Annotated in this window: 10 protein-coding genes; 3 read left to right on the forward strand and 7 right to left on the reverse strand. The window is 49.2% G+C overall.

Features of this window, described 5'->3' with window-relative positions; all coding sequences use genetic code 11:
• Positions 1–55: 55 nt before the first annotated feature.
• On the reverse strand, positions 56–2728 hold the full coding sequence (locus LCH85_22390) for a hypothetical protein (protein MCA0354753.1): 2673 nt from the start codon (positions 2726–2728) through the stop codon (positions 56–58).
• A 267-nt stretch (positions 2729–2995) separates the two neighbouring features.
• On the reverse strand, positions 2996–3910 hold the full coding sequence (locus LCH85_22395; protein ID MCA0354754.1) for a PIG-L family deacetylase: 915 nt from the start codon (positions 3908–3910) through the stop codon (positions 2996–2998).
• Positions 3911–4099: 189 nt separating this feature from the next.
• Here LCH85_22395 and LCH85_22400 point away from each other — a divergent pair, with 189 nt between their 5' ends.
• Complete coding sequence (locus LCH85_22400) at positions 4100–6481, forward strand: PAS domain S-box protein (protein MCA0354755.1); 2382 nt, start codon at positions 4100–4102, stop codon at positions 6479–6481.
• Positions 6482–6529: 48 nt separating this feature from the next.
• Here the strand turns inward: LCH85_22400 and LCH85_22405 are convergent, their stop codons facing one another.
• The 3 genes from LCH85_22405 to LCH85_22415 are packed head-to-tail and all read right to left on the reverse strand — an operon-like array spanning position 6530 to position 8825.
• Complete coding sequence (locus LCH85_22405) at positions 6530–8080, reverse strand: hypothetical protein (GenBank protein MCA0354756.1); 1551 nt, start codon at positions 8078–8080, stop codon at positions 6530–6532.
• A gap of 12 nt (positions 8081–8092) precedes the next feature.
• Positions 8093–8455, reverse strand: a complete 363-nt coding sequence (locus LCH85_22410) for a hypothetical protein (protein ID MCA0354757.1) — start codon at positions 8453–8455, stop codon at positions 8093–8095.
• A 13-nt stretch (positions 8456–8468) separates the two neighbouring features.
• Complete coding sequence (locus tag LCH85_22415) at positions 8469–8825, reverse strand: DUF2089 domain-containing protein (protein ID MCA0354758.1); 357 nt, start codon at positions 8823–8825, stop codon at positions 8469–8471.
• 255 nt (positions 8826–9080) lie between these two features.
• Here LCH85_22415 and LCH85_22420 point away from each other — a divergent pair, with 255 nt between their 5' ends.
• Both LCH85_22420 and LCH85_22425 read left to right on the forward strand, forming a co-directional pair.
• Positions 9081–10061 carry a hypothetical protein gene (locus LCH85_22420; protein MCA0354759.1) on the forward strand — a complete coding sequence of 327 codons (981 nt, stop codon included), beginning with the start codon at positions 9081–9083 and terminating at the stop codon, positions 10059–10061.
• Between the two features lie 48 nt (positions 10062–10109).
• Positions 10110–10787 carry a hypothetical protein gene (locus LCH85_22425; GenBank protein MCA0354760.1) on the forward strand — a complete coding sequence of 226 codons (678 nt, stop codon included), beginning with the start codon at positions 10110–10112 and terminating at the stop codon, positions 10785–10787.
• Between the two features lie 157 nt (positions 10788–10944).
• On the opposite strand, the gene LCH85_22430 is transcribed toward LCH85_22425, so the two are convergent.
• Positions 10945–11838 (reverse strand): DMT family transporter, encoded by an 894-nt coding sequence (locus LCH85_22430; protein ID MCA0354761.1) that lies wholly within the window; start codon positions 11836–11838, stop codon positions 10945–10947.
• Positions 11839–12103: 265 nt separating this feature from the next.
• Positions 12104–13060, reverse strand: coding sequence for a glycosidase (locus LCH85_22435; protein ID MCA0354762.1), 957 nt, complete (start codon positions 13058–13060; stop codon positions 12104–12106).
• Positions 13061–13078: the final 18 nt, after the last annotated feature.

Below are 13078 nucleotides of genomic sequence, written 5' to 3' on the forward strand. Positions count from 1 at the left end.
GCTTTTGGAATTATCGCCAGCCATGTCACAAAACGTTCCAATAACCTAAAGCCCATTAACGTGGATACACATAATACAAGCTATCCGAATGCACAATATCATCATTAACCCGCCAATTAATCTGCCATTCTTGCCTATTCCAGGTTAGTTGTTCAAGGTTTGTTTGCCAAAAATGGCGAGCCAAAATCGTTTTCCCATCGTTATACAAGGCCAATGGCTCGTTGATTGAGTCAAAATTTGTGGTAAAGGCCAAGCTTGGTTGTTGGGCATTATAGACACTTAACTGCGATTCTCCGCCAATATTGCTCAAATCCAATGCCAACCAATGGCCATCGGGCGACCACAAAAACGGGCTTTCGCCACTATCAGGATAGCTGTTGGCATCAAGTTGATACCAGCGTTGTTGTTCAAATTGATATAACGCTGGATAGCGCCCGCGCTCGGCATGGGGCAGCATAAAGGCAAAACTATTGCCCTCAGGCGAAAAGCTAAGTCCATACAAACTCATTAAGGGTAAGGCAATATCATGGCTGCGTTGATTGCTCAAATCAAGCACCCGAATCACCATCGTTTTATTACCAGTCGCTAAAGGATAGAGCAACCAACGTTGGTTGGGCGAAATATACACCTGGGCCATAATCGCCGAATCAACATCGGGGATATTGGCCAGAATACTCGGAATTTCAGCGATTTTTTCGGCTTGAAATGGCGGCCCTAGCTGTACGCGCCAAAGGATCTGCGGATTTTTGCTGGTTTGGAGAAAATAAACCGTATCGCCTTGCCATGCAATTGGATACGACCACTTTAAATCCGACCATGTGCGCGAATCGGCAACAATATCCCATTGACCGGTTTGTACATTAATGTGAATCAGCTGGCTTGCTCCTGTAAATTGGTCGTTGCTACGCAGATCTTGGCCCACAACGGCCAACATGCTTTGGGCACTCGGCGCTAGCAAGGAATTAAAATTCTCAGGATTGATCGGCTTTTCAAATTCCCATTGGGCACTTTGTTGGGTTACGAGGTCGGTCAATTGCCATATTTTTGATTGCGGGCGTTGCAACAATAGTGGGGATTGGTTATAGCGTGGAAATACACCCATGCCTTGTTCAGAAAGCAACTCTACCGATTGATCGCTATTAAATTGCCGTAACTGCAAACTCGAAACCCGAATATCGCTAAATATGGCAATTGGCTGCTCGACTGGCGGCTGAATTGTAGGCAAGGCGGGTTGCTCAAAGATCGGCACTTGCGTTGGTAATGGCGCAACTGCTACTTGTAATTCTTGATTAAGCGGGGTAAGTGTTGCCCCTGCCACTTCGCCAATCCAAGCAACGCCATGTTCGCCCAGTACGCTAGGTTCGATCCGCTTGGTTAAGCTATTCGTTGCCACGTTCCAGGTGTGTAAGGTTTGTTGTGAGCGATCAAAATCAATCGTTTTTATCAGCCATTGATCGCCGATAGTGGTTGGGTAGACGAACGTCCAGCTATCAACTTCGCGAATTGCAATCAAAGCTCCATTCTGCAGATCATAGGCCGCGTAGAAATATTTCGTCCCAAGCCGAGGATTCACATTTTCAACAAAACTCTTTACTAACAGAATGGTTTGATCATACGAGAGTTTGGCACTCAGCATAGTGCCCTGAAAAGGCGTAGCAAGCGTAACATCGTGCTCAGTGCTGTTGGCCCAATCGATTAAGCTAAGCTTGGTTGGCGAGCGAAAAACTGCCAGTGCTGCTTGCCGCCCATCACTAAGAATCTGGGTATCGCTGACTGCTCCAAAATCGCGTTGGGTTTGGGTTTCAGGATCTAGTCGATACAGTTTGTCATCGTCAACAAACCACAACTTGCCATCACCGACCAACGAAATGCTATGCAACATTGGGGATAGCTGTTGAGGCGGATTAAGCAACCGCCCATCTGCAAGATTGAGATGACTCAAACGCCAGCTCTGATCTAAACTACTATGATCAAGCAGATAAACCCCAGTTCCGGCTTGATCGACTGTTAAGCTACTTTGATAATCATAGTTACTTTTCGGCAGTAATGGGTAACTCCAACGTGGCAATCCAGTCGTCAGGTCAATCGCAAATAGGGTTTGGTTGCGGGCCAAGAACAAGCTTTGTTGTTCAGGCAAAATGGCGCTTAGCTCTTCGGCATTTTGATCAACAGTCGCAATCGTTACCAAGCCAGTTGGCTCAAGCTGCACCAATTGATATTGCTCCAGGTTGGCATTGTTGATAATGGCATAGAGTTCGGTTTCGCCAGCAGCAGGCCGAGCGGTTGAGGTTGGTAAGGGAGTGGTCGTTTGCAACACGACAGTTGCTGAAGGCAAAGCAACCGCTGGCTGCTCAATTATGGGGACAATCGTTGGTAAAACGGCCAGATCGCTTGGTTCTGGGGTTGGCACAAGCGTAATCGTGCCAATTGGTTGTGTTGGCGGTTGACTGACTTCAGTTGGCAAGGTTGGCACAACTTGAATTGGGGGTTGCTCAAGAATCGTGGTTGGAAATGGCGCGGCAACAATCGTCGCGCTTGGTTGTATGCTTGGCGTGGCTGAGCCAAGCAATGCGACCTCGCCGGGGTTTGGGCTGGTTTCATCAAGGCTGCTTGGCATGAAGGTCAATACCAGCATCAAGCCAATTAAGCCAATTGCGCCCAAGACAGGCAAAAACCGCCACCAATTGCGTTCAGTTTTTGGGGTAGCCCGCTCACGATGTGGCTGCATACTCTACTTCTCCTACGATTAATTATTTGATCCACGAAGGGCACGAAGAGCACGAAGGCGCGAGGGATCAGAACCAGGAATTGAGTCATAAAGCGTTGAAAACACGAAGAACGGAACCGCGAAGAGCGCGAAGAACGCGAAAGGTTATGATTCCGTTGTTCGTGCATTTCATCCCTGATCTTTTATCCTGCATCCTTTGGAACTCTGCGCCGCTATGTTCTATGCTCTATGTTCTATGCTCTATGTTCTATGCTCTATGTTCTTCTATCATATTCCTTCGAACAAATCGCGTTCGTAGCCGTTGGGCTGGGGTGCGACCCGGCTAAATTGTTCGCGGCCAAGAAAGCGTTGGCGCAACAGGCGTGGCAATTTAAGGCTCAGCCCCATTTGGCCCAGCTGGCTACGATGGGCTTGCCAAGCAGCAACTTTTTGGTCAACCACACTAGAACAATCGACGCTGGCAGTTGGCGGGTTCACTGCTTCTAAAATTTTCACAAAATCGATATCACCATTATTGCCGCCCTTACGTGGGTCACGGCCTGAAAGTCGCCACAAACGCAGCATCATTTTGATCATTAATGGATTAAAAGTTGAGTAATAGAGTTTGCGCGGTGTCCAGGTTGGCAAGCCTGCATCAAGCTGCTCAGGTAGCCAAGCGCCATCGCCCGCCCGCGCAAAGGCCAAGTGGGTGGCATGATGCATGGCAATATGATCAGGATGGCCATACCCTCCATATTCATTAAAGGTTATTACCACTTGCGGCTGAATTGCGCGAATGGCGGCGGTGACTTTGGCGGCAACTGCCTCGACTGGGGCTTGCACTAAAGCCTCGGGATGCTCGTTAGCAAGCGTATTAGGCATGCCCGAATCACGATAATTTAAGAAATGGTAGGCCGCCAAACCCATAGCACTCGCCGCCTCGCCCAACTCGGTTGAGCGGAGCGTTGCAATATCGCCATAGCCTTGTAACAAACTTGGGTCAACATCGCCAGCCTCGCCACGCGTTGCACAAATATAATGCACACTCACACCATGATGAGCATAGTAGGCAATTGTGCCAGCATTACCAAAACTCTCATCATCGGGGTGAGCATAAACAAACAACAGACGGCGGGTCATTGGCGCAGTATTCAGCCAATGCGATTCAATTCCATAGGCGCGGAGATCGCTAGGAAAATGCATGGGAACGGCCCTCACACAAACAAAGAGTATGGTCTGTCGATTTTCTAGGTTTGTCAAGAAGTTGGCAAATTTAGCCCATCGACTTATACCAAGCCTATAGTATACTTAACTCACTACGTTCTGCGAATACCCTAGCTACATTGCTGCCCAACATTGCTCAACCACGCTAGTCTATCTATGGTGAGAGTTATGCACTGGCGCTCGTTTATTCCACGCACACTAGCCGATTCCCAATCACGTCAACAGTTATTGGTTGTCATGCTCAAAAGCGTTATTTGGGTCTTTACTCCCATCCAAGTTATCTTGAGCTTTACCTTGACAACCACGAGCTGGCCACGCCTGTTGTTGCTAGCGATTGTCAACCTGATTTGTGGTGGAATCTGGCTCTTAATCAAACGCGACAAGCTGGATCTAGCGGGAAAACTATTTGTTGGGTTGTTTTGGTTGTTATTTACGGGTTTGATGTTGAGCACTGGTGGCATTAGCTCGCCTTCGATTATTGCCTATTTTTTCGTCATTTTTACCGCTAGCTTTTTGTTGAGCGAACTGGCAAGTGTAATTATTGGCTGTCTGAGTTTAGCGGCAACATTTGTGGCCGTGCTGCTCGAGTTGAATCAGCTTTTACCAACTCCAGCGCTTGTTTATACCCCAGTTTCGCGTTGGCTCAGTTATAGCTTTTACCTTGGCATTATGCTGGTATTTCAGATGGTCAGCGGGCGCTTGGTCTATAAAGCCATGCAAAAAGCCCAAGCCGAGTTACTCGAACGGCAACGTATCGAAGCAGAATTACGCCATTCTGAAGCCCAATATCGTCTTTTGTTCGATACTATTCCAATTGGCATTGGCATGGCCAAACTCGATGGCACGGTCATCGCCATCAACCCAGCTGGCAGCCAAATGATGGGCTATAGCCATGCCGAATTGATGCAAATCAAGCTCGAACAGTTATATGCCAATCCCGATCAACGGGCTAGTTTAATTCAGCAAGCCCAGCAAACAGGCAAGATTCGCGACCGCGAGATGGCTTTTCGGCGCAATGACGGCGAGTTGGTTTGGGCGTTGGTCAATCTTGATCTTGGGTTAATTAATGGTGAGGCGGTGACGATTGCCACGCTGCGCGATAACACCACCCAACGCGCAGCAGAACAAGCCTTGCGCACCAACGAAGCTCGTTTTCGGGCAATCTTCGAGCATGCAGCAATCGGGATTGTCTTAATTGATAATAATGGCGTGGTCTTTAGCGCCAACCCAACTGCTTGTATGTTGCTTAATTTCAGTGAAGCTGAATTGCAACAACAAGCCTTTGTTAATTTCACCCATCCCGATGATCGCCAATTTGAAATGAGCTTAAATCAAGAACTTCGCGCCGGATTATGCGATTCGTATCAAATTGAGCAACGGTTTATTCGCTCTGATGGTGGGATTGTTTGGGGTCGTTTGTGTGCCTCATTAGTCCAAGATGCAGCTGATCAGCCATTATTTATGATTGCGATGATTGAGGATCTTAGCTCGTATAAAGATACCCAAGCCCAACTTGACTTGCAAATGCAAACTCTGACAGCGCTCTACTACAGCTCACAACGCCTAACAACCAAGCTTAAAGTCGAGGAATTGGCCCGCGATGTAGCCGATAGTTGTGTTAGCATTTTTGGCGCACAACGGGCTTGGCTCACGCTCAATCAGGCTGATCAGCTCAAGTATCACGAACATAACGCTGAGCAACCGTTGCCCAGCATTCAAATTGAGATTGAATCGACCCAACCTGCTACGCATAATGAGCCAATTCAAACCATGGCCTTCCCATTGGTCAGCCATAATCACACCTTTGGGATGCTCAATTTGCAGAGCAACCAAGCTGATTTCTTTCAAGCTGAGCGCAACGATATGCTGCAAACCTATGCCAGCCAGGTCGCCGCCGCCTTGGATAACGCGCTCATGTTCCAACATTTGCAACAAATCAACCGTGAAGTTACCAGCGCCTACGATATGACGATTGAGGGTTGGTCTCGCGCCTTAGATTTGCGTGATCACGAGACTGAGGGCCATACCCAACGGGTTACCTGGATGACTGAACGGCTGGCCGCCGCGATGGGTCAATTTAGCGCCGAAGAGTTAATCCATGTGCGGCGAGGCGCTTTGCTGCACGATATTGGCAAAATGGGCGTGCCCGACGCAATTTTGCACAAACCAGGGCCGCTCAACGATGAAGAATGGGTGATTATGCGGCGGCATCCGGTCTATGCGTATCAACTGCTTGCGCCAATTGGCTACCTACAAGGCTCACTGGATATTCCGCACTATCATCATGAGCGCTGGGATGGTGGCGGCTACCCCAAAGGCTTGCAGGCCGAAGAAATTCCTTTGGCGGCGCGAGTATTTGCCGTGGTTGATGTTTGGGATGCCTTGCGTTCTGATCGGCCATATCGCAAAGGCTGGTCGGATCAGCGGATTATGGACTATTTGGCGGGCGAGGCGGGCAAGCATTTTGATCCATTAGTCGTTGAAGTATTTTTGCAATTACTTTCAACCATGAGCATCGCTGAGGTTCGCAATTCAGTTAATGAAGCTTAAAAGGCAACAGGCGAGCTAGCAAGCCAGCCCACCTGTTGAACGAACAGTTTAGCCTAAGGCTTCGAGTAAGAGTGCGGCTTCGTCAGCGCTAATCTTGCCACTTTGCACCATCTTCAAAATTGCCAAGCGTTCTTGGGTTTTATCGACGGCTGGCGTTTCGGCTGGGGCTGCGGTGGCAGCTTGGGCAGCGGCAGCTTGCTCTGGCGAAATCCGCACGGTATCGCCAGTGTAGGCCACATGTTGGCTTGATGATGAGCCATCATCTTCGCTGATCGACACCCGATGCGGCGCGTTTGGCGCTTGAGGTGCATGCGGTGCGGCTGGCGGTGCTGGTGGCGCTGGTGGTGCTGGCGGGCGTGGCGCATTTGGGCTAGCAATATTTTTTTCGATATTGCCTAAGGCTTGACCAATTGCTTCGTAAGCACGGCTAATGCCTTCATCAGCAGCCCGCTTGGCTTGCTCTTTCAAACGTTCAATTCGCTCAGGATCAAAACGATATTCGCGTTCGTTGATTCGCACACTCATGCGTTCGGCGGCTTTGGCTGCGCGTTCGGTGGCGCGTTCAGTGGCTTGACGTGCCCGTTCAGCGGTGCGTTCGCCCTTACCATCACGCCAATCGCGGCTCATTTCACGGAATTGAGCGGCAATATCGCGGCCCATCGAGGCTAAGTCATCGGTGAAATCGCGAATAGCCCGATTGAAATCGTCGTTATTCCAATTCCAGTTGCCACTCCAATTATTGCCACCAACGCTCTTCGATTGGCCTGCTGCGGCCGCGCCGCGAATGCTCAAATCGCCTTGAACATTCAATTCTAAGCGAGCCGTACCCGTGCCCCAAGTCAGGCTAATCGAGCCAGGCTCGCGATCACCCATACCCGAGACATCGCCTTGCACAAAACCATTGATGCTCAAATTAGCGTCATCGGCAACTTCTAACACAACATCGCCATTGGCACTAGCGCGATAGACTTGCTCAGGTAGCCAGTTGATGCCTAATTTCAAATCGCCATCAACATGGATTGGTGCAAGGCTCTTGATCGCACCACGCAGGGTTGCATCGCCACTGACGCGGGTAATCGCCACATCGCCAAACAGATCGCTCGCACTCAAATCGCCATTCACATTGATGATTGTCAAATTGTGGGCTTGGCTAATTTTGGCATCGCCATTGACATTTTTAATCACCACAGTATCAGTGTTCTCATAGATTTTGAGATCACCATCAACGTTGGCAAGGCTAAGTTTGGCGCTTTTAGTAAAGCTAGCATCGCCGTGCACCGAGTCGCTTTCAAAGGTTTGCACATCACGGGCGCTAATATCGCCTTCAATTTGGCGGGTATGTACAGCGCTCAAACCAGTCAGATCAACGTCACCTTGAACCACATCAATGGTTAAAACTGCGCCATGGGGCAAGCGTAATTCCAAATCATCAGAGCAGCGCTCGATCGAGAGATGGCCTTCTTGGGCGCGAAAACTAATTTCATCTTCATCAACATCAAACCAAGCTTCGGGCAAATCGTGGGCAATTACCCGCAAACTACCTTCACAAATGCGGACCGCTACGGTTGGATTCATACCGACATTAATTCGTTGTTGCATCGTCCAGACTCCTTATTCAACCACAATTTCAATTCGTTCGCCGTCTTCAAGATCTTCCATATCGACAATTTTGCCAGTCATGCCGCCGCGAATTGCCTCAAGCATTTCATCGAAGTTCAGGGTTGTATGCTTGTTGGAAGCAAAGCGTGCACCGAGTTTCAAACCAATGCTAATCAAGCCAACCGGAATATTGACGTTGATTTTGTGATGGTTGGATTTCAAATCGGTGACCCGAATGCGCACCCACTGGGCACGTGGCGGGCGCGAAACTCGATTGTTTGGCTCCATCACGCCAAGCAAACGCGCACCTTCTTCGGCAGTCAACTGGCCATTTTCAATCAGGCGCAAAATGCGCATGCGTTCTTCGGTTGCCATTTGAAATACCTCCCTAGCCTTGTAACAGTTTGAGCGCTTCTTCAGCACTCAGTTCGCCTGTTTCAAGTTGACGCAACACCTCACGCGAATCAGGCCGCGTGATTGAAGGCGGTGCACCTAAAGCGGCGGCAATTTCGTCCATACGCATACGAGCAGTGGTGTATGAGACACTCAACGAAGTGGCGACTTGGTTGACGTTGCCTCGATGTTGTGCCAAGAGTTCCACAAAGCTCAGTTGCTCGCGGGTCAAGCGACCCAAGCGTCCTAGGGTAAATTGGCCTTCAATCGCCGTGTTGCAAATTGCACATTCCAAACGGGTACTGGTTAGTTCGCCCGAACAAACCGGGCACTGAGTCAAGATAGGATTCATCAATACCTCGCGAAGTATCAGTTCATCTGATAAAAAGTGTAACTCAAGTTGATAATAAATGTCAATCTATCTTATATTAATTTTAGATTAGAAATTTAAAGCTAAAAATTCGCTCCTGCAAGCCGATCCGTAGAAGTCGGCGAATCGGGCAGCTTGCTGATATTTGCTCAATACGGGTTGGAGAGATGCAGGGAACACTGGCTCATGAGGGGATTTATGCTTTAGAATAAGCTAATTCAAGCAAAGGAGAGACAGATGAGCACAACATTGAATCATCATATTGCGGTTGAAATTACGTTTGACCAAAACCCAAGCCGAAAGCACTTTGCGCATTACTATTACCGAGCCGAATTGTATTATGGAGCCGATGATCAGCAAGCATGGTGCTTTATGATGCTGCTCGATGAAGATCGCTATGTCATGCCAGGCGAAACTATCCAAGCCTATCTTGCATTTCTTAGCCCATACTATCATCTAGGGCAACTAACAGTCGGAACACCGTTTTGGCTTCGTTCAGCACAACGGCTTGATGGTACAGGCCATGTAACCCAGATGTTGAATTTAGAGCAGGCTGTTCGCAAATATGCCCATTATGATCTGCCAGTTGAAGTCACATTCTTATCACTACCAGCGAATAATCCAAACCGAGTCTATTCATTATTCTATGGCAAGCATTTAAATGAGTATGATCTGCACAACGGTTACATCACACTCGCAGCGGGGCACGCATCAATCGCTACTAAGCCGAAGCATATTCCAGTAGCATTTAAAATCAAGAATAGTAGCCTGAATCAATCCGCAATCCACAATCAACATTGGCTTGCAGAACAACAGCAATGGATGATTACTGAAAACTACGTCAACGACGCAACACTTCCAAAAATAAATAACCCCATTCTGGCCAAAGGCCAAGGTATTCAGCTGCTTGAAGATCATGGGCGATCAATCGTGGCAAACTTAACGATTGCAGCCAAGCAACTGGAGCAATTTCAAAAGGCCTCGTATATGCATTATGGCTTTATCTATGGCAGGCTTTTCGAGGGTGAGAATTATGAGTTGAATGGGACTGAGCGGCTGCTATTGCTTGAGGAAGATCAAACGGTCACGCTTGGACAGCCTGTACGTGGTCATCTCGATCTGCATGGAATTAAAGAGCATATCAAAGCGTTGCCAAGAGGCTCAAAATTTGTCTTGCGAATTGCTGACCAGACGATTGCCAAAGGTCGCGTGGTTTAATCATTTGGCAATAGCGAGAATAGTATTTCTACATATTTTGGAGCAACAATGACCCATGAACCTCGTGTATTTGCCCCACTACTCTTATTCTCTCGTGACGCTCAATTAAGTGCCTTACTGGCAGTTATGCGCGGTTATCGTTCGCCGCAAAGTAAATGGCTGGGTGTGCAACTAAATCACCACAACCAAGCCTTGATGAGCCAGTTGATTATTGCCGATAAAACGATGGAAATCGAAAGCGAAGGCTACCTACTTGAAGATTCCGCTGATCCTGAGAACCAGCGCTACCGCAAACAGTGGGAAATTATGCACAGCCTTGTACAAGCTCACCCTTGGACAGATGAGCAGCGTTTGGATTTGGTCAAGGATTATCAGCAGTATCAGAAGCGCTTTTTTGGTACACTTGAAGATGAATATGGCGCGAATGCGCATAAATACACTGAGGCCTGTGGCTACCTTTTGTACAATTTGCTCTCAGTCCGCGATTTAATGGATGCATTGGGGCCACACTGTTTTGCAGATGACCCAGCGCAATGGCAAATCGAAGCAATCATGCTCAATCTTGCCTTGACGATTGCCATGCCCAAAGCATTTATTAACGAATTAGAATCGATTGATACACCCCGAGCACCAAATATGGCCTATGAGCCACATCGTTATTGGTGGCACTATCGCGAAGGCTATAACAACCTAAATTGGCTCACGGAAATCTTATTCAAGCCGTGATTTGGATTGGTCACCACCCTTCCGTCGAACCTCAAGGCGGGAGACGCAGGGGCTTTAATCCCCTGCACCCCTCAAGGACGATTGGTGGTTGGCAGGCAGCGTGCGATGAACTTAACGAGCTTTGTACGCAGCGAGGATTCTCAATGCTACTGATCGCTTACCCCTGACCGCTAGCCTCGCATGCCACCTGCAAACGCGGTGTTGGCTGGCGGCTCGGCAGTTGGCTTAATACGATGCTAGCCAGTACCACCAACGCGCCCAACATTTGCAACCAACTCAGGCGCTGATCGAGCACCAGCCAGCCCAGCACGGTCGCTGAAACTGGGCTAAGCAAAATCAAAAACGACATGGTGGAGGTTTTAAGGCGCTCGATGCCGCGAAACCAAAAGAGATACGCCACGCCTGTGTTAACGAGGCCAATCAAGCCAAAACCCAACCAATTGCTGGTCGTAAAGGCGGGGGGTGGGCCTTCAATCAACAGGGCAATTGGCACAATCATCAGGCCGCCAACCACCAATTGCCAAGCGGTGTAGGTCAATAATGGCACTGGTCGCCCCCAATGTTTGTTGAGGGTAATGCCCACGCCATAGAGCATCGCGCCACCAAAGGCTGCCAGCATGCCCCAAGCATCAAGTTGAGCCTGTGGATTGAGCAGCATCATGCCAACCCCAACCACACCTAAACCCGCCATCAACAGCAAGCGCGAACTGACCCGCTCTTTGAGCACCACCCAGCCCCAAAACGCCACGATAAATGGTTGCAATGCGCCCAACGTGGCGGCGATGCCACCAGGCAAGCGATAGGCTGCAATAAATAATAATGGGAAGAAGAAGCCAATATTCAACGCGCCCAGCACCAACGAGCGCCACCACCAAATGCCTTTGGGCAATTGCCGCCCCAAGGCCAAAAAGATCAAGCCAATGGGCAAGGCTCGCATTACGCCGACCAACAACGGACGGTTGGCTGGCAACCACTCGGTGGTAATGACATAGGTTGTGCCCCATAAGATTGGAGCAATCGCGGTCAAGAGCATATTCCATAGTCGTTGCATCGCCGCCGCCTTCGCTAAATCCCATCAGCACTATCCTAATAACAATAGTGATGGGATTGATAATTTATCTTGACATCAAAATATAAGTAATTTATCTTCATGTCAAGTATCTTTATATCGAGACAGTTTCATGCGCGACGAGGTTAATAGTTTTTGGTTGAGTGCCTACGAGAACGATTGAACCTCGATCTTCTTCCAATTAGCTAGATACCATGTTCGCGGTTCAGTTGACCAACCAGCCTTCGAGCAATCCAGCGGCCTGGGCTTATGTCGCCACTCCATAGATTGTCAGCCAATCGAGAATCTGGCGAATACTCCCAATCGCAACCGCAATGCAGCTATCGGCGGCTCCATAATAGACATGCAGCGTATCGCCATCCGGCAGGACGGTCACGCCACAGGGGAAAATCACATTGGGGACATCACCATGGCGTTCATACTCCGTGTGCGGACTCAAGACCCATGGTTCACCACGCCGCAGACAACGCTCAGGATGGTCGGTATCAAACAGGGCTACGCCAATCCGATAGAGACACCCACCAGGAGTCATCCGAACGCCATGATAGATCATCAACCAGCCTTCCTCGGTGGCGATCGGCGGTGGCGACAATCCAATTTTATTGGCATCCCACCATCCGCCTTTACGAGCCTCAAGCATACATTGGTGTTGGCCCCAATGGCGCAAATCCGGTGAGAGCGACATCCAAATATGCGACCCTTGTGCGCCAATTGGACGATGGATCATCGCCCATAAGCCGTTAATCCGCACCGGAAAGAGCGCCGCATCTTTATTTTCGGGCTGCATCACGACCCCATAGCGGGTAAAGGTCTTGAAATCGGTGGTTGTTGCCAAGGAAACCCCAGGCCCACCAGTCGCATAGGAGGTATACACAACCCCATAGGCCGCTAATTCCTCAAGATAGGTAATGCGTGGATCTTCAATCCCCCAGCGTTCTTCAGGATACTGCTGTGGATCGGGGGCAAAGGTTGGGTGGGCATCAATTTGCCACTGATCAAGCCCATTGGCCGAGCGAGCTGCACAAAAATGCGAATGGCCACGCCGATCTTCAACGCGGCATAATAACAAGGTTGTCCCATCGGCGAGCACGGTTGCACCAGGGTTAAACACGCTATTAATCGGGTACGGCCAATCGCTTGCTTGTAAAATCGGGTTGGCTGGATGGCGTGCGAAGAGATCGAGTCGATTAGGTTGCATCATCATTTATTCCAGACTGCCTCG

The sequence above is a fragment of the Chloroflexota bacterium genome (assembly GCA_020161265.1).
Classification (GTDB): Bacteria; Chloroflexota; Chloroflexia; order Chloroflexales; family Herpetosiphonaceae; genus Herpetosiphon.

Bases quoted from the DNA above. Each gene is read 5' to 3' on its own strand.
- LCH85_22405 (MCA0354756.1), bottom strand. From the start codon at position 8,080: ATGCAACAACGAATTAATGTCGGTATGAATCCAACCGTAGCGGTCCGC.
- LCH85_22420 (MCA0354759.1), top strand. From the start codon at position 9,081: ATGAGCACAACATTGAATCATCATATTGCGGTTGAAATTACGTTTGAC.
- LCH85_22435 (MCA0354762.1), bottom strand. From the start codon at position 13,060: ATGATGATGCAACCTAATCGACTCGATCTCTTCGCACGCCATCCAGCC.
- LCH85_22410 (MCA0354757.1), bottom strand. From the start codon at position 8,455: ATGGCAACCGAAGAACGCATGCGCATTTTGCGCCTGATTGAAAATGGC.
- LCH85_22430 (MCA0354761.1), bottom strand. From the start codon at position 11,838: ATGCAACGACTATGGAATATGCTCTTGACCGCGATTGCTCCAATCTTA.
- LCH85_22390 (MCA0354753.1), bottom strand. From the start codon at position 2,728: ATGCAGCCACATCGTGAGCGGGCTACCCCAAAAACTGAACGCAATTGG.
- LCH85_22415 (MCA0354758.1), bottom strand. From the start codon at position 8,825: ATGAATCCTATCTTGACTCAGTGCCCGGTTTGTTCGGGCGAACTAACC.
- LCH85_22395 (MCA0354754.1), bottom strand. From the start codon at position 3,910: ATGCATTTTCCTAGCGATCTCCGCGCCTATGGAATTGAATCGCATTGG.
- LCH85_22425 (MCA0354760.1), top strand. From the start codon at position 10,110: ATGACCCATGAACCTCGTGTATTTGCCCCACTACTCTTATTCTCTCGT.
- LCH85_22400 (MCA0354755.1), top strand. From the start codon at position 4,100: ATGCACTGGCGCTCGTTTATTCCACGCACACTAGCCGATTCCCAATCA.